13 protein-coding genes are annotated in these 21,240 nt (G+C 65.6%); 11 read left to right on the top strand and 2 right to left on the bottom strand.

All coding sequences use genetic code 11. From position 1 onward, the window contains the following. Nucleotides 1–57: 57 nt before the first annotated feature. The 6 genes from RCH14_RS00460 to RCH14_RS00435 all read left to right on the top strand — a co-directional run bounded on the left by RCH14_RS00460 (nt 58) and on the right by RCH14_RS00435 (nt 14,854). A complete protein-coding gene (locus RCH14_RS00460) occupies nt 58–6,087 on the top strand; it encodes an Ig-like domain-containing protein (RefSeq protein WP_343024207.1) in 6,030 nt (2,009 codons plus the stop codon). Nucleotides 6,088–6,277: 190 nt separating this feature from the next. Next, nucleotides 6,278–7,168: a methylisocitrate lyase gene (gene prpB, locus RCH14_RS00455; protein WP_343024206.1), complete on the top strand. Its 891-nt coding sequence runs from the start codon at nt 6,278–6,280 to the stop codon at nt 7,166–7,168. Between the two features lie 11 nt (nt 7,169–7,179). Continuing rightward, entirely contained in the window at nt 7,180–8,340 is a 1,161-nt protein-coding gene (gene prpC, locus RCH14_RS00450; RefSeq protein ID WP_343024205.1) for a 2-methylcitrate synthase, read from the top strand. A gap of 4 nt (nt 8,341–8,344) precedes the next feature. Continuing rightward, a complete protein-coding gene (gene acnD / locus RCH14_RS00445; RefSeq protein WP_343024204.1) occupies nt 8,345–10,945 on the top strand; it encodes a Fe/S-dependent 2-methylisocitrate dehydratase AcnD in 2,601 nt (866 codons plus the stop codon). Then, entirely contained in the window at nt 10,945–12,135 is a 1,191-nt protein-coding gene (prpF, locus tag RCH14_RS00440; RefSeq protein ID WP_343025011.1) for a 2-methylaconitate cis-trans isomerase PrpF, read from the top strand. Before acnD ends, prpF begins: the two co-directional genes overlap by 1 nt. 118 nt (nt 12,136–12,253) lie before the next feature. After that, nucleotides 12,254–14,854: an EAL domain-containing protein gene (locus RCH14_RS00435; protein WP_343024203.1), complete on the top strand. Its 2,601-nt coding sequence runs from the start codon at nt 12,254–12,256 to the stop codon at nt 14,852–14,854. On the opposite strand, the gene xth is transcribed toward RCH14_RS00435, so the two are convergent. Then, nucleotides 14,851–15,618: an exodeoxyribonuclease III gene (gene xth / locus RCH14_RS00430; RefSeq protein WP_343024202.1), complete on the bottom strand. Its 768-nt coding sequence runs from the start codon at nt 15,616–15,618 to the stop codon at nt 14,851–14,853. The two genes, RCH14_RS00435 and xth, sit on opposite strands and share 4 nt — an antisense overlap. Nucleotides 15,619–16,075: 457 nt before the next feature. On the opposite strand from xth, the gene RCH14_RS00425 reads away from it, so the two are divergent. The 3 genes from RCH14_RS00425 (at nt 16,076) to RCH14_RS00415 (ending at nt 17,136) form a co-directional block, all read left to right on the top strand. Further along, the gene (locus tag RCH14_RS00425) at nt 16,076–16,423 is read left to right on the top strand and encodes a hypothetical protein (RefSeq protein WP_343024201.1); all 348 of its coding nucleotides are present in this window, start codon (nt 16,076–16,078) and stop codon (nt 16,421–16,423) included. 13 nt (nt 16,424–16,436) lie between these two features. Further along, on the top strand, nt 16,437–16,625 hold the full coding sequence (locus RCH14_RS00420; RefSeq protein ID WP_343024200.1) for a DUF1653 domain-containing protein: 189 nt from the start codon (nt 16,437–16,439) through the stop codon (nt 16,623–16,625). Between the two features lie 61 nt (nt 16,626–16,686). Beyond that, nucleotides 16,687–17,136 (top strand): hypothetical protein, encoded by a 450-nt coding sequence (locus RCH14_RS00415; RefSeq protein WP_343024199.1) that lies wholly within the window; start codon nt 16,687–16,689, stop codon nt 17,134–17,136. A gap of 209 nt (nt 17,137–17,345) precedes the next feature. Here RCH14_RS00415 and RCH14_RS00410 read toward each other — a convergent pair whose 3' ends face one another. After that, complete coding sequence (locus tag RCH14_RS00410) at nt 17,346–18,839, bottom strand: leucyl aminopeptidase (RefSeq protein WP_343024198.1); 1,494 nt, start codon at nt 18,837–18,839, stop codon at nt 17,346–17,348. A gap of 63 nt (nt 18,840–18,902) precedes the next feature. Here RCH14_RS00410 and lptF point away from each other — a divergent pair, with 63 nt between their 5' ends. Next, nucleotides 18,903–20,057, top strand: a complete 1,155-nt coding sequence (lptF, locus tag RCH14_RS00405; RefSeq protein ID WP_343024197.1) for an LPS export ABC transporter permease LptF — start codon at nt 18,903–18,905, stop codon at nt 20,055–20,057. Further along, nucleotides 20,054–21,238, top strand: a complete 1,185-nt coding sequence (gene lptG / locus RCH14_RS00400; RefSeq protein ID WP_343024196.1) for an LPS export ABC transporter permease LptG — start codon at nt 20,054–20,056, stop codon at nt 21,236–21,238. Before lptF ends, lptG begins: the two co-directional genes overlap by 4 nt. Nucleotides 21,239–21,240: the final 2 nt, after the last annotated feature.

Genomic DNA, 21,240 nt, shown 5'->3' with positions numbered 1-21,240 from the left:
TGCCAGGCGCAGCCCTGTTGAAACTTTCCTTCACGCCATCGACATCCTTCGACCGCCATGATCAATCCCTCGCATGCCAGCAGCACCCGCGCGTCCATCGCCAACAGCAACCAGGTCCAGTCCGGCCCGGTGACGTTCGATTTCACGAACGGCGTCGTCGCGCAACAGGTCATCGGTAGCCCCGGATCGCCGGTTGCCAGTCAGCAGCTTGGCGACGCGGTGCTGGTGCTGACCGCCGATGCCGGGTCCCTCGTGCATACGGCCGAAACCTCATTTTCGGGCTACGACGTGGTTGGCCTGGATGGCATGACGATCTCGGTCGACCTCGAAAATCCGGACGTGCGCGCGCCTGCCGTGCTCAAGCTGACTGTCGATGGTGGCCGGACATTCGATCTGACCGAACTGTCCGTGCTCGACCTGAGCGCGTACGGGTTGACGATCAATATCCGTACGAACAAAACAGCGACACCGGTGACCTTCAATATCCCTGCCGCGCAATACGACGGCGGTACGCAGCTACCCAGTGATGCGGTGCGCGTCATGCTGGCCAACGAGCCGGCGATGCACGGCATCGAATGGGCCGAGCTGTCCAATGCAACCGGCGATATCATCCTGCTCCAGTTCGACAACATCGTCCTGTCGAACATCGAGCCCCTGTCTACCGCCCCGGTGTTCGTCGAGCCGTTTGCCGCCACCGTGAACGTGAACCAGAACGGCAGCGCTCTCGACCTTGCCAGCCTGCTGCACGTGAACGATCCGGACGCTGCCGATACGCTGACCTGGACAGTCGTCAGCCAGGTCAGCCACGGCGTTGCGCAAGTGACCGGCGCCACGGCCAGCGGCGGCGGCGCCGACATCACGCCGGGCGGCACCCTGCGCTATACGCCCACCGGCGGCTATGCCGGCAACGACAGCGTCACGATCCAGGTCAGCGATGGCTTGGCCACGGCAACCCGGACCATCAACTTCAGCGTTGTACCGCAGGCGCCCGGCACGCCCGACCTGGAGGCAGGCGCCGATACGGGCCTGCTGAACAACGACAACGTCACCGCTGCCGCCAGCCTGGCACTGTCCGGCACGAGTGCAGCCAACGATACGGCCAGCACGGTCACCGTGTTCATCGACGGCGACGCCGATGGCGGCTACGACGTCGGCGAGCGCTATGCAACGGCGACGCTTGCCAATGGCGTGTGGAGCGTCAGCAACCTGTCCACGAGCGGCCTGGACGGCAACTATACCGTGCGCGCCTTCGTGACTTCGGCCACCGGCGCCATCGCGAGCCCGGTCGGCGGCGCGCTGGCCGTGACGATCGACCACACCGCGCCGACGACCAGCTTCGGCAATATCCGCATCGCGAACGACAGCGGTCCGAGTAGCGCCGACTTCAACACGAACGTTGCCAGCCAGACGATCAGCGCGAGCTTGAGCCAGGCGCTCGCCGCCGGTGAGACGCTCCGGGGCTCGGTGGACAATGGCGCCACCTGGGTCGACATCACGGACCGCGTCAGCGGCGCCACGCTTGACTGGACCGGCGCCACGCTGGTCGCGGGCGGGGCGATCGTACTGCGCCTGGAAGACCAGCACGGCAACGCCGGCACGCCGGCCACGCGCGCGTACACGCTCGACACGACCGCGCCTGCCACCGGGATCCTGCTGGCGGCACTGAGTGTGGACGGCAATGGCGACTTCATCGTGGCCAGCGCGAACCAGACCGTGTCAGGGACGCTGGATGCGCCGCTGCAGGCCGGCGAGCAGGTCCAGGTGTCGGTCAATGGCGCCGATTGGGCCGACGCCACCGCCTCGACCGGATCGACCGCCTGGTCGCTCGCCGGCAGCGTGCTCGATGCGACAGGTGCGCTGCAGGTCCGGGTGCTCGATCTGGCGGGCAATGCCGGCCCGGTCTACAGCCGCAACTACATCGTCGATGGGGTGCGTCCGACCGGGCAGGTGGCAGCCGACACCGATCTGCTGGCGCCGGCCGGCGCCAGCTTCCAGGTCGTCGTGACCTGGACCGACAGCGGCGGCGGGGGCCTGGACAGCGCCAGTTTCGGCACCGGTAACATCAGCGTCACCACGCCCGCGAACGCCCTCCTGGCGGTCCAGTCGTACAGCGTCAACGGCAGCGTCGTCACCTACACCGTCGCCGCGCCGGACGGCGCCTGGGACGTCCAGGATGCCGGGCGCTATGCCGTCGGGCTCGCGGCCGATTCGGTGCGCGACCTGGCCGGCAACGGCGTGGCTGGCGTGGCGGGTGCCGGCGTCATCGACGTCGCCTTCACCAATGCGCCCTCGGTGGGCAGTCTGCGCCTGTCGCTGGACAACGGCGTCAGCGCAACCGACTTCCACACCAACGCTGCGCTGCAAACGATCGGGGCGACGCTGTCACGCGCGCTGCTGCCGGGAGAGAGCGTGCACGGCTCGCTCGACAATGGCACTACATGGACCGACATCAGCGCCGGCGTCGACGGCGCCAGCGTGACATGGGCCGATGTCGTCCTGCCAGCATCGGGCACGCTCGTCATCCGCGCGCGCGATGCCGACAGCCTTGCGGGCATCGAGGCCAGTCATGCCTATACGATCGATGTCGCCGCGCCCACGGCCACGCCGACCACGGCGGCGCTGTTGATCGACTCGGGCACCAGCGCCAATGACTTCATCACCAACACCGTCGCGCAGAACCTCAGCGGCGTGCTGAACACCGCGCGCACGGGCGACGAGTTCGTCGAAGTGTCGTTCGATGACGGTGACAGCTGGTTTTCTGCCAGCGGCAGCGGCAGCACCTGGGCCCTGGACGGCGTCCTGCTGCCGGCGAGCGGCACGCTGCAGGTGCGCGTGGCCGACACCGCGGGCAATTACGGCGCGGCGTGGACGCAGGCGTACCTGGTCGACGGGGCGGCGCCGATCGCCGGCACGCCGGTGCGCGCCAACCTGGTCGATCCGGCCGGGGCCAGCTTCACCTTCAGCGTGACCTACACCGACAGCGGCGCCGGCATCGACACCGCCACGGCCGGCAGCGACAATGTCAGTGTGACCGGGCCGGGCGGCATCCTGACCATCAGCAGCCATGTCGTCAATCGCAACGTCTTCACCTACACGGTGCAGGCGCCGGGCGGTGACTGGGATGTGCTCGACGTCGGCAGCTACACGATCGGCATCACCGGCACGCTGCGCGATATCGCCGGCAACGCGGTGGCGGCCAATGGCGCCGCGCACACCTTCACCGTGGGCGTCAACAGTGCGCCGGTGCTGGGCGGTGCGTTCGCCACGCCGTCGATCGATGACGACAAGACGGCGGCGCCGTTTGCCGGGGTGACGGTGAGCGACATCGATGGCGACGCCGTCACGGTCACGATCGGCTACGCGCCGGCAAATGGCGTGCTGGCCGGCGCCGGCCTGGGGGGCAGCGCCGGCAACTACACGCTCAGGGGCAGCGCCGCGACGGTCCAGGCGCAGCTGCGCGCGCTGGTCTTCACGCCGAGCGCCAATCAAAGTGCCGGCGCAGTGATTGCCACCACGTTCCTGCTTGCCGTGGACGATGGCGCGCTGAGCGCCACCAACAGCGTTACCGTGGTGGACGTGGCGCCGGTCGCGCCAACCGCGTCGATCACGCTGTCGGACTCCCAGCTGGCGGCAGGCGAGACGGCCACGCTGACCGTGACGTTCAGCGAAGCGGTCACGGGCTTCGACGTCGGTGACCTGTCCATGCCGGCCGGGACCCTCGGCGCACTCGCCAGCAGCGATGGCGGCCGCATCTGGAGAGCGAGCTTCACACCGCAGGTCGATCTGGCGTCCGCTGTGCACCAGATCGTGCTCGACCTGGCAGGCGTGCTCGATGCTGGCGGCCTGGCGGGCAGCGGCGCCTTCAACGGCCCGACCTACACCGTCGCCACCGCCCGCCCGACGGCCGCGGTCGCCGTCAGCGACGCCACCCTGACGGCGGGTGAAACCGCGACCGTCACGATCACGTTCTCTGAAGCCGTCAGCGGCTTTGCCGGGGACGACCTGGTGGTTGCCAACGGTACGCTGTCGAACTTGATGAGCAATGACGGCGGCGTGACCTGGAGCGCGACCCTGACGCCTGGCGCTGACACCTATGTCAACCTGAATACCGTCACGCTCGACCTGACCGGGGTGCAGAACGCTGCGGGTAACACGGGCCTTGGCGTGGCGACGTCGAACGTGTATGCAGTGCACACCGGCAGCGCGCCGAATCCGACGCCGCCCCCTTCGCCAGCAGCCGGAACGGTCGATGGCGTCCCGGTCGTTACCACCAGCACGACCGACCCCGTCACCGGCCTGCTCAACCACACGGTCACGGTGCCGTTCGTGACGGGCGCACGGGTCGACAACCCTGCCACGCCCAATGCCGATCTGGCCGATATCCCGTTGAGCGCCACCCGCGGCGGCGTTACATCGACGCTGACGGTCGGCCTCCCGGTCGGCGCCGGTCTGCAGGCATCCGGGCCGGCGCGCCTGCTGACGCACGACCAGGCGCTGCTTGACCTGATCCACCGCATCGAACAGAAAACCACCGACGGATCGAGCGCGCGTGACGAAATGCGCGGGGAGGGTGTGGCCTTTCTGGAAGCACTGTTACAGAACGCCGCGCTGCACACGGCGACGCTGGCCCCGCTTGCCGTCCCCGGCGGCAGCGCGCCCACGATCGCCATCAGCGGCGGGGCTGACGACGGCGCCGTCATCGGTCTGGTGATCGACGCTACGCAACTGCCGGCGAATGCGACGCTGCTGCTCGATGACGTGGACTTCGCCGCGATCGTCGGCGCAGCGACGTTGCGCGGCGGCGCGGGCAACAATATCGTGGCGGGCGACGACGCCCGCCAGAACATTTTCCTGGGCGTCGGCGACGACCAGCTGTTTGGCGGGGGCGGTGACGATATCGTCGGCAGCGCCGGTGGCAATGACCTGCTCGATGGCGGCAGCGGGCGCGATCTGCTGGTGGGCGGCAGCGGCAGCGACACCCTGCGCGGCGGCAGCGGCAACGATGTGCTGCAAGGCGGTGGCAGTGCGCGTGGCGACTGGCAATTCACGCTCGGGCGTGACGGCGTACTGGGCGCGGTCCACGCCGGCACCGTATTTGCCGCCGCCGCACCGCTCGCGTTGACGCTGACGCAGCTCGATGCGGGCGACGCCGACCTGGCGTTTCTTGGCGCGGCGCGCGAGCGCCTGGTCGAGACGGCGCTGCTGTACCACGCTGCGTTCGAGCGCGCGCCCGACATCGGGGGCCTGAACTACTACCTGGCGCAAGAGATGGGCGCGGCCGCCGTTGCGCGCGCGATCGTCGCCTCGCCCGAGTGGGCCGGCGCCGGCATGACTGCCTTGTCGGACGACGCTTTCGTGCGAACGCTGTACGACCAGGTGCTGGCACGCACGGCTGACGCCGAAGGCCTGGCCTTCTGGAGCGGCCATCTTGCGCATTCTTCCCTCACGCGGTCTGACCTGTTGCTTGCCTTTGCCCTCAGCGCCGAGCATCGCGCGCTGCAAGGCCCGGAGCTCGTCATTGCCGCCGCCAGCGTGGCCGGCGAGAACAGCTGGCTTGCCGACAGCGGCGTCGACACCATCGCGTATGCCGGCGCGCTCGCCGACCTACGCTTCATGCTGGGCAATGACGGCGCGGTGCTGGTGCTGGACGGGGCCACGGGCGACGTCGACACGCTGCACGGGATTGAACGGGGCGCGTTCAGCGACGGCGTGGTCGACCTGGCCTTCACGCAGGCCAATGCCGCGACCCTTGAGACGCTGGGATTGCTCTACCAGAGCGTCCTGGACCGCAGCGGTGACATCGCCGGCTTTGCCTGGTGGACGCGCGCTGGCCTTGACAAGGATGCGCTGGTGGCCGGCTTCACGGAGACGACCGAGTTCGTGGCGCACTACGGGGCACTGTCGGATGCCGACTTTGTGGCGGCGCTCTATGCCAACGCCGGCCTGGATGCGGGTGCGGTCGGCGGCAGCGCAGCATGGGTGGCCCAACTGCATACCGCTACGCGGGCCGAATTGATCGGCAGCTGGATCGGGCAGCAAGCCGTGCTGGACGCGCAGTTCGATGGCACTGGGTTGTGGCTCATATGAGTTCAATATCGTTGTTTCATGTTTCAATCCAGATTTCATTTTGAAACGGCGGGTGTGTGCGGCGGCGACTGGAAAGGACGCCCATCGCATGTAAGTCCTTGAAAATGCGGTAACCAGACAGGTTCAGGCGCGCTGGCACGGTGCTTGCAATTCATCGCCTGATCTCTTACCGCCATCACAAAGGACCAGCATGAGCACACTTTCCGCAGGCGCCGCCTTCCGCCAGGCGATCCTGGACGAATCCCCGCTGCAAGTCGTGGGCGCGATCAATGCCAACCACGCACTGCTGGCCAAGCGCGCCGGCTTCAAGGCCATCTACCTGTCCGGCGGCGGCGTTGCCGCCGGCTCGCTTGGCCTGCCTGACCTGGGCATCTCGAACCTTGACGACGTGCTGGTCGACGTGCGCCGCATCACCGACGTGTGCGACCTGCCGTTGCTGGTCGACGTCGACACCGGCTTTGGTGCCTCGGCCTTCAATGTTGCGCGCACCGTGCGTTCGCTCTCCAAGGCCGGCGCGGCCGCCTGCCACATCGAAGACCAGGTCGGCGCCAAGCGCTGCGGCCACCGGCCGGGCAAGGAGATCGTCAGCAAAGAAGAGATGGTCGACCGCATCCGGGCCGCCGCCGATGCGCGCCTGGACGACGATTTCGTGATCATGGCGCGCACCGATGCGCTGGCCGTCGAAGGCCTGGACGCGGCGATCGAACGCGCCGTGGCCTGCGTCGAAGCGGGCGCCGACATGATTTTCCCGGAAGCGATGACGACGCTCGACATGTACAAGCGCTTTGCCGACGCGGTCAAGGTGCCGGTGCTGGCCAATATCACCGAGTTCGGCGCCACCCCGCTGTTTACCGTCGACGAGCTGGCCGGCGCCGGCGTGGGCCTGGTGCTGTATCCGCTGTCGGCGTTTCGCGCGATGAACAAGGCGGCTGAAAATGTCTACACCGCGATCCGCCGCGACGGCACGCAGCAGCACGTGCTGGAGACGATGCAGACGCGCGCCGAACTGTATGATCGCATCGATTACCACAGCTACGAGCAGAAGCTCGACGCGCTGTTTGCCCAGAACAAAGTCAAGTAAGGAGACCCTAGATGACTACGCAGAACCTGGAAAACCCGACCTTCAAGCCGAAGAAATCCGTCGCCCTGTCCGGCGTCGCCGCCGGAAATACCGCACTGTGCTCGGTCGGCAAATCGGGCAACGACCTGCATTACCGCGGCTACGATATCCTCGACATCGCCACCACCAGCGAATTCGAGGAAATCGCCTACCTGCTGGTGCACGGCAAGCTGCCGAACGACGGCGAACTGCGCGGCTACAAGGCCAAGCTGCGCTCGCTGCGCGGCCTGCCGCAGGCGCTCAAAAGCGCGCTCGAAGCCTTGCCGGCCAATGCCCATCCGATGGACGTGATGCGCACGGGCGTGTCGGTCCTGGGCTGCACGCTGCCCGAAAAGGATGATCACCACATCAACGGCGCGCGCGATATCGCCGACCGCCTGATGGCGTCGTTCGGCTCGATGCTGCTGTACTGGTACCACTTCAGCCACAGCGGCAGACGCATCGACGTGGACACCGACGACGATTCGATCGGCGGCCACTTCCTGCACCTGCTGCACGGCTTCGCGCCGAAAGAATCGTGGGTGCGCGCGATGCACACGTCGCTGATCCTGTACGCCGAACACGAATTCAACGCGTCCACCTTCACCGCCCGCGTGATTGCCGGCACCGGCTCGGACATGCACTCGGCCATCACCGGCGCGATCGGCGCACTGCGCGGACCGAAACACGGCGGCGCCAACGAAGTCGCGCACGACATCCAGAAGCGCTATGACAACCCGGACGAAGCCGAGGCCGATATCCGCAACCGCGTGGCCAACAAGGAAGTCGTGATCGGCTTCGGTCATCCGGTGTACACGATCTCGGACCCGCGCAACAAGGTCATCAAGGAAGTGGCGCGCAGCTTGTCGGAAGAGGGCGGCTCGATGAAGATGTTCGATATCGCCGAGCGCTTGGAGACCGTGATGTGGGACGTAAAAAAGATGTTCCCGAACCTGGACTGGTTCTCGGCCGTGTCGTACCACATGATGGGCGTGCCGACGGCGATGTTTACGCCGCTGTTCGTCATCGCGCGCACGTCGGGCTGGGCGGCGCACGTCATCGAGCAGCGCATCGACAACAAGATTATCCGCCCGAGCGCCAATTACGTGGGGCCGGAGGATCTGCAGTTCGTGCCGCTGGCAGAGCGCAAGTAACGCCATGAATACCGATTACCGCACCTCTCTGCCGGGCACGGAGCTCGACTACTTCGACACCCGCGCCGCGGTCGACGCGATCGCCCCCGGTGCCTACGCTACGCTGCCCTACACGTCGCGCGTGCTGGCCGAAAACCTCGTGCGCCGCTGCGCGCCCGCGAGCCTGCGCGATGCGCTGGGGCAGCTCATCGAACGCAAGCGCGACCTCGACTTTCCGTGGTTTCCGGCGCGCGTGGTCTGCCACGACATCCTCGGCCAGACTGCGCTGGTCGACCTGGCTGGCCTGCGCGACGCGATTGCGCTGCAAGGGGGCGACCCGGCGCTGGTCAACCCGGTCGTGCCAACGCAGCTCGTGGTCGACCATTCGCTGGCCGTCGAATGCGGCGGGTTCGACCCGGATGCCTTTGCCAAGAACCGCGCCATCGAAGACCGTTGCAACGAAGACCGCTTCCACTTCATCGACTGGACCAAAAAAGCCTTCAAGAACGTCGACGTGATCCCGCCCGGGAACGGCATCCTGCACCAGATCAATCTTGAGCGCATGTCGCCGGTGATTCAGGTCGAACGCGGCGTGGCCTATCCGGACACGCTGGTGGGCACCGATTCGCACACGCCGATGGTCGATGCGCTTGGCGTACTCGCCATTGGCGTCGGCGGGCTGGAAGCCGAGAGCGTGATGCTGGGCCGCGCCTCGTGGATGCGCCTGCCCGACATCGTCGGCGTCGAACTCACCGGCAAACCGCAGCCGGGCATCACCGCGACCGACGTCGTGCTGGCGCTGACCGAGTTCCTGCGCAATGCAAAGGTCGTCTCGACTTACCTGGAATTCTTCGGCGCGGGCGCGGCCGCACTGACGCTGGGCGACCGCGCGACGATCGCGAACATGGCGCCCGAATTCGGCGCCACCGCTGCGATGTTCTACATCGACGAACAAACCATCAAGTACCTGCGCCTGACCGGCCGCGACGACGCGACCGTGCACCTGGTCGAAACATATGCGAAGCACGCCGGCCTGTGGGCCGACAGTCTGCACAGCGCCGAATACGAACGCACGCTGTCGTTCGATTTATCAAGCGTGGTGCGCAATATCGCCGGCCCGTCCAATCCGCACAAGCGCGTGCCGACGTCCGAACTGGCCGCGCGCGGCATCTCGGGCGTGGTCGAAAACACCCCGGGCCAGATGCCCGATGGCGCCGTCATCATCGCCGCGATTACCAGTTGCACCAATACCAGCAACCCGCGCAATATGGTCACGGCGGGCCTCTTGGCGCGCAACGCCAACCGCGTTGGCCTCGCGCGCAAACCTTGGGTGAAAACGTCACTGGCGCCCGGCTCGAAGGCGGTGGCGCTGTACCTCGACGAAGCGGGCTTGAGCTGCGAACTGGACCAATTGGGCTTTGGCGTCGTCGCCTTTGCCTGCACCACCTGCAACGGCATGAGCGGCGCACTGGATCCGACGATCCAGGACGAGATCATCAAGCGCGACCTGTATGCAACGGCCGTCCTGTCGGGCAACCGCAATTTCGACGGCCGGATCCACCCGTATGCCAAGCAGGCCTTCCTGGCTTCGCCGCCGCTGGTCGTGGCCTACGCGATTGCCGGCACCATCCGTTTCGATATCGAGAAGGACGTGCTGGGACTGGACGCATCTGGCCGCGAAATTCGCCTGGCCGACCTGTGGCCATCGGAGGAGGAAATCGACGCCGTGGTCGCCGCGAGCGTCAAGCCGGAACAGTTCCGCAAGGTCTACACGCCGATGTTCGCACGCGTGGCCGACGACGGCGCCGCGGTCAGCCCGCTGTACGACTGGCGTGCGCCGAGCACCTATATTCGCCGCCCACCATATTGGGAAGGCGCGCTGGCGGGCAGCCGGCCGCTGGCCGGGATGCGGCCCCTGGCGGTGTTGGGTGACAACATCACCACCGACCACCTGTCGCCGTCGAACGCGATTTTGCTCGACTCGGCCGCCGGTGAATACCTGGCCAAAATGGGCCTGCCCGAAGAAGACTTCAATTCGTACGCCACGCACCGGGGCGACCACCTGACGGCGCAGCGCGCGACGTTCGCCAATCCGACGCTCAAGAACGAGATGGTCAAGGATAGCCAGGGCAAGGTGCTGGCCGGTTCGCTCGCGCGCATCGAGCCGTCGGGCGAGGTCACCCGCATGTGGGAGGCGATCGAGCATTACATGGCGCGCAAGCAGCCATTGATCATCATCGCCGGGGCCGACTACGGCCAGGGCTCGTCGCGCGACTGGGCGGCCAAGGGCGTGCGCCTGGCGGGCGTCGAGGCGATTGCCGCCGAAGGCTTCGAGCGCATCCACCGCACCAACCTGGTGGGCATGGGCGTGCTGCCGCTCGAATTCAAGCCGGGCGAGAGCCGCCTGACACTGGCCATCGACGGCACCGAAACGTTCGACGTGATCGGCGCGCGCACGCCGCGCGCCGAGCTCACCTTGGTCATCAACCGCGCGAGCGGCGAGCGGGTCGAGGTGGCCGTCACGTGCCGGCTCGATACGGCCGAAGAAGTGGCCATCTACGAGGCCGGCGGCGTACTGCAGCGCTTCGCGCAGGATTTCCTCGAATCGACCGTGAAGGCGGCATGATGGCATCAACGACCTATCTTCCCCAGCGCCGGATCGCCGCCACCTATCTGCGCGGCGGCACCAGCAAGGGCGTGTTCTTCAAGCTGGACGACCTGCCGGAAGACGCCCGCGTGGCCGGCGCCGCGCGTGACGCGCTGCTGCTGCGCGTGATCGGCAGTCCCGACCCGTACGGCAAGCAGATTGACGGCATGGGCGGCGCCACGTCCAGCACCAGCAAGGCCGTCATCGTCGCGGCTTCCACGCGCGCGGAGCACGACGTCGACTACCTGTTCGGCCAGGTGGCGATCGACAAGCCATTCGTCGACTGGAGCGGCAATTGCGGCAACCTGTCGGCGGCGGTCGGCCCGTTCGCGATCGCAGCAGGCCTGGTCGATCCGGCGCGCGTGCCGCACGACGGCGTGGCGATCGTGCGTATCTGGCAAGCCAATATCAGCAAGACGATCATCGCGCACGTGCCGATGGCCGCTGGGCAGGTGCAGGAAACAGGCGGCTTCGAGCTCGATGGCGTGACCTTCCCGGCGGCCGAGGTGCAACTCGAATTCATGGACCCGGCCGCCGAGGAAGAGGGCGGTGGCGGCGCCATGTTCCCGACCGGGAACCTGGTCGATGAACTCGACGTGCCGGGCGTGGGCGTGCTGCGCGCGACCCTGATCAACGCCGGCATCCCGACCATCTTCATCGAGGCCGGCGCGCTCGGCTACGACGGCACCGAACTGCAGGACGCGATCAATGGCGACCCGCGCGCGCTGGCCGTGTTCGAGACGATCCGCGCACACGGCGCGCTGCGCATGGGCCTCATCGCCAGCATCGACGAGGCGGGCAAGCGCCAGCACACGCCGAAGGTCGCATTCGTGGCCAAGGCGGCCGGATATGTGGCGTCGAGCGGGCGGCAGGTTGCGGCGGGGGACATCGACCTCCTGGTGCGGGCGCTGTCGATGGGCAAGTTGCACCACGCGATGATGGGCACGGCGGCGGTGGCGATCGGCACGGCGGCGGCCATTCCGGGCACGCTGGTCAACCTGGCGGCAGGGGGCGGTGAGCGCTCGGCAGTGCGTTTCGGCCATCCGTCCGGCACGTTGCGGGTGGGCGCCGAAGCGGTGCTGGACCATGGCCAGTGGCGCGTGGCGAAGGCCAGCATGAGCCGCAGTGCACGCGTTCTGATGGAAGGCTGGGTGCGGGTGCCGGGCTAGTGTCGCATTCTGGTCGATCCAGATTGGAATGCCTGGCGGTTCCGGGTTATGATTGGGATAATAGGTTGCTAAATGACAACTCCTGACAATCACTACCCACAGCCTGCCTGCCTCGACGATGGATGGATTCTCGACCCCGCAAGTTCCCACGATGCCGGCCAGCGGCCTGCGCGCAATAGACCTGGGCGGCCTGCGCCGCACGGTGCGCGAACAGCGTGCGATCTTTGAACACGCACCGGTTGGCATCGCCGTCACCCAGCCCGACCAGATCCGTTCGTTCAACCCGCGCCTGGGCGAGATGTTCGGCTATGCGCAGCATGAAGTCGGTACCATCTCGCCGCAGGACGTGTGCCTGTCGCCCGAGGCCTACCAGAGCCTGATTGGCGAGGCATTCGCGGTACTGGCGCGCGGTGACATGTTCGAAAAGAGCGAGCAGCAGTTCCGTCGCCGCGACGGCTCGGTCTTCTGGGCGCGCCTGCGCGGCTGCGCTGTCGAACCGGGCAACCGCAGTGCCGGCACGATCTGGATCGTCGAGGATGTGACCGAGGCACGCCAGGCGGCCAGCGAAATGCAGGCGATCATGACCAACGCGTCGATCGGCGTCATGTTCACCCGCAACCGCGTGATCCGGCGCGCCAATCCCGCCTTCTGCACAATGTTCGGCTATGCCAGCGACGAGCCGCTGGGCGTCTCGACGCGCGTGCTGTATCCCGACGAAGACGCGTACCGCGCGCTGGGCGCCGAGGCGTATCCGCAGTTGGCCGATGGCCGGCCGTTTCGCACCGAGCGCACGCTGGTGCGCAAGGACGGGGCCCCGGCCTGGGTCCTGATGATCGGCTACCAGGTCAATCCGCTCGATCCCGACAAGGGCACGATCTGGATGCTCGAAGACCGCACCCGTGAAAAGGGCGACGAGCAGTCGCTGCGCGAGGCGCTGATGGAAAACCGCGCCATCCTCGACAATGCGGTGCTGGGCATCGCGGTCGTCGAGAATGGCCGCACGCTGCACTGCAACCGCAAGATGGAAGAGCTGTTCGGCGCGCCGCCGGGCGGCATGGACGGCAATCCGGTGCGCGCACTGTATCCCGACCAGACCAGCTGGATGGCGGCGCGCGGGATGTCGGAAACGCGGTTCGCCGTCGGTCAGGCCCACATGGCCGAGCATGAGCTGCTGCGGCGCGACGGCACGCGGTTCTGGGCGCGCCTGTCCGGCCGCCTGTTCGACGCTGCGCACGCGCGCGGGCGCAGCGTCTGGCTCGTCGACGACGTGACGGCCCAGCGCGAAGCGGCCGATGCAGTGCGCCGCGCGCGCGACGAGCTCGAAGTGCGCGTAGCCGAGCGCACCGCGGAACTGGCCGGCGCCAACGCGCTGCTGCAGGAAGAAATCAACGAGCGGCGCCAGGCCGAGGCGCGCGTGCACCATATGGCCTACCACGACAGCCTGACCGGCTTGCCCAACCGCGCCATGCTGGCGGACCGGCTCGATGCGGCCATGCGCAGCGTGGCCAGCGGCGACGAGCCGCACCAGGGCACGGGCCTGGCGCTCATGTTCCTCGACCTGGACCGGTTCAAGACGATCAACGATTCGCTCGGTCACCTGGTGGGGGACCAGCTGCTGCGCGAAGTCGCGCGCCGGCTGGTGCGTTCGGTGCGCCCGGGCGACTTGGTGGCGCGCCTCGGCGGCGATGAATTCGTCGTGCTGCTGCCCGGGGTCGATGTCGCTGGCGCCGCTGCGGCGATCGGCGACACGATCATCGCGGCGCTGGCCTCGCCGTGCGCGATCGAAGGCCACAGCCTGCATATCTCGCCGTCGATCGGCATCTGCCTGTATCCGCAGGATGGCGGCGACGTCGATACGCTGATGCGCCACGCCGACGCGGCGATGTATCAGGCCAAGGCGGCGGGCCGCAACAACTACCAGTTTTTCACCGAGCTCATGAACCAGGCCGCGGCGCGTCACTTCGACCTCGAATCGAGCCTGCGCGGCGCGCTGGCGCGGGGTGAATTCGAGCTGCACTACCAGCCGATCATGTGCATCGCCACGCGCCGCGTGCACGCGCTCGAAGTGCTGCTGCGCTGGCGGCGTGGGGGCAGCGAACTGGTCGGCCCGGACGAATTCATCCCGATCCTCGAAGAAAGCGGCATGATCATGGCGGTGGGCGAGTGGGTGATCCGTACCGCGTGCGTGCAGAACCAGTTGTGGCGCAGCGAAGGCCTGGACGTCGTGCCGCTCGCGATCAACCTGTCGGCGCGTCAGTTCACGCACCACGGCCTGGTCGACTCGATCCGCGCCATCGTGCACGAAACCGGCATCGACGCGGCTCTGGTGGAATTCGAGATCACCGAGACGGCCCTGATGCAGCATGGCGGCCAGACGCTCGAGACGCTGCGCCAGATGAATGCGATGGGAATGTGCCTGTCGATCGACGACTTCGGCACGGGTTACTCGAGCCTGGCGTACCTCAAGCGTTTCCCGGTACGCAAGATCAAGATCGACCGCGCCTTCGTGCGCGAGCTGGAAGGGAGCGCCGAGGATCGCGCGATCGTGGCGGCCGTGATGGCGCTGGCAAACAGCCTGCAACTGGCGGTGGTGGCCGAAGGCGTGGAGACGGAAGGGCAGTATGCGCTGCTGCGCTCGTTCGGCTGCGGGTTCGCGCAAGGCTATCTGTTTGCGCGGCCGTTACCGGCCGCGCAGATCGGCAGGCTGCTGGCAGGTTAGTCGGCCAGCGTCGCCACCACGGGAGCATGGTCCGACGGCTGCTCCCATTTGCGCGTCTCGCGGTCGATGTGGCAGGCGGTGCAACGCTCGGCCAGGACCTTGGAGAGCAGGATGTGATCGATGCGCAGGCCGCGGTTGCGGCGAAACGCCATCTGGCGATAATCCCACCAGCTGTACTGCTTCTCGGGTTGCTCGAACAGGCGAAACGCGTCGGACAGACCGAGCGCCATCAGCGCCTGCAGCGCGTCGCGTTCAAGCAGCGAGAAGTGGATCCGGCCTTCCCATTCGGCCACGTCGTGCACGTCGCGTGCCTCGGGCGCGATATTGTAGTCGCCCAGGATCGCGAACTGCGGATGCGCGGCCATCTCGGCCGCCACCCACGTTTGCAAGGCCGCCAGCCAGGCCAGCTTGTAGGCATATTTGTCCGAACCGACTTCCTGCCCGTTCGGCACGTACGCGCAGATGAAGCGCACGCCACCGATCGTCGCGGCCAGCAGGCGCTGCTGTGGATCCTCGAAGTGCGGATTGTTGCGCACGACATCCTCGATTGGCAGCCTGGACAGGATCGCGACGCCGTTATACGTCTTTTGACCCGAGAACGCGACCTGGTAGCCGGCAGCATTGAGCTCGGCGACGGGGAACTTGTCGTCGGTCAGTTTGGTCTCTTGAATGCAAAGCAAGTCAACAGGATTGGTGTCGAGCCATTGCAGCAAATGTGCAAGCCGGACTTTTAAAGAATTCACATTCCAAGTGACAATTTTCATCGGTTTATCTACAGTTAACGTTGTGGAGTTGCTGGTAACTCAATTGTGCGCAAGCTAATTGCTTGCCAACAGGCTATTATTAACGAAATTACCGGATTGATTACCTGTCGCGCATGAAATAACGATAGGGTTATGGATGCTTGGTTGGTATAATTACAACATCTGATAACACTATCCATCAGTAACTTTCCAAAAAGTATTGCCCGATTGGCCCTTCAAGACTATAACTGGTTGGGTCCGGTACTGATCGCATGACGCGATAGCATCGAGGAATTGCTTTTTGGTAATAATAAAATTGCGTAGGTGCAACTTTCATTGTACCATTGGCTGCTCGCGATGCAGCGTTGGCTGATAGCTCACACAGTTGTTTCAAGCCATCGACGTGTGCTAGTGGTACTATTGTGAAATATTGCGTTCAGGAGTTCATCATCCTGATGCAGATTTGAAAAGGACAGAAATGCGCAGTGCATTTGAAGCATGGGCCCAGCGTGAAGGCCACATCGTTCGCCGCCGCGAAGACAAGCCCGAGGAATACCTCGTTTTCGAAACCCAGCGTCGTTGGGTCATCTGGCAAGCTGCCCTGGCGCATGGCGCCAAGACCGCGGCCGATTCGCCGTCGAAGTTCGGCAAGGACGGCAGCCCTGCGCCCGCCATCGCGCCGGATGAAGCGGCAGTGCGCAACAGCGTGCTGAACGAAGTTCTGGACGCCTTCAGCGAACTGGACGAAACCGCAGGCATGCAAGGCGTGCTCAAGGTCATCCAGGGTCTGAAGAAAAAGCAGAAGGCCGAGGCCGAAAAGGTCTGAGTTTGTCTGCCGGATGCGTTACCGCCACTACAAGGGCGGCATCTACGAGCTGTTGTACGAGGCGCTGCTGGAATCCGACCACACCCCGGTCATCGTGTACCGGGATGCGGGCGGGGCAGTCTGGGTGCGTCCCCGCGATGCGTTCTTTGACACCGTCACCGTCGGCGGCGCCCTGCAACCGCGCTTTGCGCCGCTCGACTAATCCCACCTCAGTATTTGTGCGCCGCTGCCGTTAAAGAAGCATCTGCTCCTCGATGGCCGCCATGTTGCCTCTTCTCCGTCCACTTGTCTTGTCCGCGCTTGCCCTGCTGGGCGGCTGCGCGACCATGTCCGATTCCCCCACGCAGCAGCTCGAAGTGCGCGCCGTACTCGATTACCGCGAGATCGGTGGGGTAGGTTGCATCCTGAGCAATGATGCCGGTCGCTGGTACGTGATCGCCCCGGGCCGCGTGACGGTCACGCGCAACAAGGGGCCGTTGTCGATCAGCTGCAAGAAGCGTGACGTTGCCATGGCCGCCGAGACCGTCAGGGCCCAGCTCAATACGGGTAACCTGGTCGGCAACCTGGTCACGACTGCCGGCATCGGGCACTATGTCGACCGCTTTTCAGGCGCTGGTTACGGTTACCCCGCCACGTTGACCGTGCTGATGCAGCCGATGGAAAAGCCCGCCGCTGCCGCTGGCGCCGATCCAGTGGCGACCAGAATGTTCTGACCTGGCTCGAGAACAGCGGGGGTCAGGTCTGACATTCGGACACGATCTCGACAATTGGGTAGTCGGAATTAGCTGGCACCCGCCATGCTAATATTACGAAAGATACCGCCGGAAACGGTTAAGGCTGAGGTCGTGTCTGAATGTCAGACCTGACCCCGGCTGCGAAAAAAAGCCCCGCATGCGGGGCTTTTTCACGACGCGTGGGGCGCTTACACGCGATTCATCAGGAACGTGGTCAGGAGCGGCACCGGACGGCCCGTGGCGCCTTTGGCGGCGCCTGACTTCCAGGCGGTGCCGGCGATGTCGAGGTGGGCCCAGGTGTACTTGCGGGTGAAGTTCTCCAGGAAGCATGCGGCCGTGATCGACGCGGCGCCCGGGGTGCCGATGTTGGCCAGGTCGGCGAAGTTCGACTTGAGCTGGTCGTTGTAGATCTCGCCCAGCGGGAAGCGCCAGGCCACGTCGCCAGCCTGCTTGCCAGCCGTGAGCAGTTCGTCGGCCAGTGCGTCGTGCGCTGCGTCGTCACGGGTGAACAGGCCGCTCGTGTGGTGACCCAGGGCCACGATGCAGGCGCCCGTCAGCGTGGCGATGTCGACCACGACGGCCGGGTTGAAGCGCTCGGCGTACGACAGCGCGTCGCACAGCACCAGGCGGCCTTCGGCGTCGGTGTTGAGGATTTCAATGGTGGTGCCATTCATCGCGGTGACGATGTCGCCCGGCTTGGCGGCGCGACCCGACGGCATGTTTTCGCAGGCGACGACGATGCCGATCACATTGAGCTTCAGGCCCATCTCGCCGACGGCGCGGAACGTGCCCAGCACCGAGCCGGCGCCGCACATATCGTATTTCATCTCGTCCATGCCTGGACCCGCCTTGATCGAGATACCACCCGAGTCGAACGTGATGCCCTTGCCGACCAGGACCACCGGCGCATCCTTGGACTTGCCGCCGTTGTGGCGCAGGACGATGAACTTCGGCGCTTCTTCGCTGCCGCGCGCGACTGCCAGGAAGCTGCCCATCTTGAGCGCTTCGAGCTGCTTGCGTTCCAGGACTTCGATGTCGAAGCCGAAGTCGTCGGCCAGCTTGCGGGCGGTCTGGGCCAGGTAGGTCGGGGTGCAGATGTTGGGCGACAGGTTGCCCAGGTCGCGCGTGAGCTTCATGCCGTTGGCAATCGCCGCCGCCTGGGCCAGGGCGGCCTTGGCGCTGCCGGCATCCGGCGTGGCGATGACGACCTTGCGCACACCGGCCAGCGCCGGTTCTTTCTTGCTTTTTTGTGCGTCGGTACGGTATTCGGCCTCGCTCGACGCGAGCACCAGCGCCTGCAGCGCCCAGTTTGCATCGCGTTCTTTCACGCTCTCGAGCGGGAATGCGATAATGGCGTCCGTGGAACCCAGCGTGGCGAACATTTTCAGGGCAGCGGTCGCGCCCGTGGTGAAGCTTTTCTGGGAAACGAGTTCGTCGGCGCCCAGGCCGACGAGCAGCACGCGCGCCGCAGTCACGCCCGCAACGCCGCGCAGCAGCAGGGTCGAACCGGGCTTGCCGCTGATGTCGCCGGACTTGACCGCCGCGCTGATCTCGCCATTCACGTCGAGTGCTTTTGCTGCAGCCGACAATTTTTTATTGTCGAACACCGCCACTGCTACACAGCCGGTTTTCGCCGCTGCCAGGGTGTTTTTTGTGTCGAATGCTTTTATGCTAAAGTCCATTTGGTTCTCCGATTCGTTGTTCGCGGCGGACTGCCTAATCTGCAATTATAACGACTCTATTGAATGATCTTCCGACGTTCCCTGCAACGTGAGTTGGCAAGCGCCGCTGGCGCGACCTTCACGGTGCTGTTTTCCATTCTTGTTACCTGGACGCTGATCGCCATTCTTGGCCGCGCCGCCGGTGGCAAGGTCGCGTCGAGCGACGTGCTGTCGCTGATCGTATTTCGCAGCGCCGAGCTGCTGCCGATTATCCTGATCCTCACCTGCTTCATCGCCGTCGTCGTCGCCGTCACCCGCAGTTATCGCGACTCCGAGATGGTGGTCTGGTTCGCGTCCGGCCAGTCGCTGCTGGCGTGGATCCGACCCGTGCTCACGCTCGGCCTGCCGATGGTGTTTGTCGTGGCCTCGCTGTCGCTGGTCGTCACGCCATGGGCCAAGATGAAGAGCGCCGAATTCGTCGAGCGCTTCCAGAAGCGCGAAGACCTGCAGCGCGTGGCGCCGGGCCAGTTCCGCGAATCGAGCTCCAACGACCGCGTGTTCTTTGTCGAGCGCAGCGCCGAAGGCGCGACCGTCGTGCAGAACGTGTTCGTCAACAGCGTCGCTGGCAACACGCACTCGGTGGTGGTGGCCAAGCAGGGGGTGATCGAATCGGACGGCAAGGGCGGCCAGTTCCTCGTGCTGAGCAACGGGCGCCGCTACGAAGGCATTCCCGGTCAGGCCAACTTCCAGACGATGGAGTTCGAGCGCTACAGCATGCGCGTGGCCACGCAGGCCCCGATGCTCGGCGCCGACATCCCGGTGGCAGCCCTGTCCACGCCCGCGCTGCTGCTCGCGCCCAACCGCTTTACGCAGGCCGAACTGCTGGCGCGCATCGCTGCGCCGATCACCTGCCTGATCCTGATGCTGCTGGCCATCCCGCTTGGCTTCGTCAATCCGCGCGCGGGGTCGTCGGCCAACATGATTCTGGCGCTCCTGATCTTCTTCACCTATAACAACCTGGGGCGGCTGTCCGAAGCCAGCGTCAAGCAGGGCAAGGTCGCCTTCGCGATGGGCTGGTGGCCGCTGCACCTGTTCGCGCTGCTGTGCGTGGCGGGCCTGTTCGCCTGGCGCCTGAACGTGAACCACCCGTACCATCCGCTGGTCCTGCTGAGCGCCTTCAAGCGCCGGCTGCGCAAGCCGCAGCCTTTGCACAAGCGTGACGAGGCAGCCGTCGAATGAAAATCCTCCAGCGCTACTTCGCAATCAACATCTTCCAGGCGGTGGCATTCGTGCTGGCCGCATTCCTGGCGCTTGTCGCCTTCATGGACCTGACCAGCATCCTGCCATCGGTCGGCAAGGACGATTTCGGCATGCAGCACGCGTTCCTGTACGTGCTGCTGCTCGTGCCGGGCAATGTGTACCAGGTGATGCCGGTGGCCGCGCTGATCGGTACCATCTACACGATGGCGCAATTTGCCTCGAGCTCCGAGTTCACCATCATGCGCGCCTCGTCGATGTCGACCCGGCATGCGGCCTGGATGCTGTTCAAGATCGGCGCCATCTTCGTGGTGCTGACCTTCGTGTTCGGTGAACTGATCACCCCGCGCACGGCGCCGATTGCGGAGCGCATGCGCCTGACGGCCAAGGGCGGCTCGATCTCGGCCGAATTCCGCTCGGGGATGTGGACCAAGGACAGCGTGCACGAAAACGGCGTGCGCGGCGCCATCACCGGCTCGCGCTTCTTCAATGTGCGCCGCATCGCGGCCGACGGCCAGCTCGAAGACGTGCGCCTCTACGAGTTCGACAACAATATGCGCATGCGCTCGCTCGTGACGGCGGCGCGCGGCACTTACGGCGGCAACAACACGTGGCGTCTGACGGATGTGACGGAAACGATGTTTACCAACAGCCGCGAGCTGCCGGCGCCCGGTTCGGCCGTGCCGGAAGGGCAGACGATCCAGAGCACCTATGGCCAGGAAACCGCGGCAATCGCCACGCGCAAGCTGGCCACCTACACGCTGGCATCCGAAATCACGCCGCAGATCCTGTCGGTGTCGCGCTCGGACCCCGAGCGCATGTCGGCGGCCGAACTGGCCGTCTACACGCGCCACCTGGCCGAGAACAAGCAGGAGACCGAGCGCTTCAAGGTCGCATTCTGGAAAAAAATCATCGATCCGTTTTCGATTTTTGTCCTGATGGCGCTGGCGCTGCCGTTCGCGTATCTGCACACGCGCAGTGGCGGCGTGAGCCTGAAGATCTTCATCGGGATCATGATCGGCGTGAGCTTCCTGTTGATTAATTCCCTGTTCTCGCACCTCGGTGTGCTGACCATCCTGCCAGCGTTCTTCACGGCGCTGGCGCCCAGCCTGTTATTCCTGCTCATGGCGCTCGGCGCGCTGTGGTGGGTGGAGCGACATTAAGC

Origin of the sequence: Massilia sp. MP_M2 (genome assembly GCF_039123635.1) — a bacterium.
Taxonomy (GTDB): Bacteria; Pseudomonadota; Gammaproteobacteria; order Burkholderiales; family Burkholderiaceae_D; genus Telluria.
The sequence above is the reverse complement of the archived record's forward strand: the minus strand, read 5'-3'. Positions and strand labels throughout refer to the sequence as shown.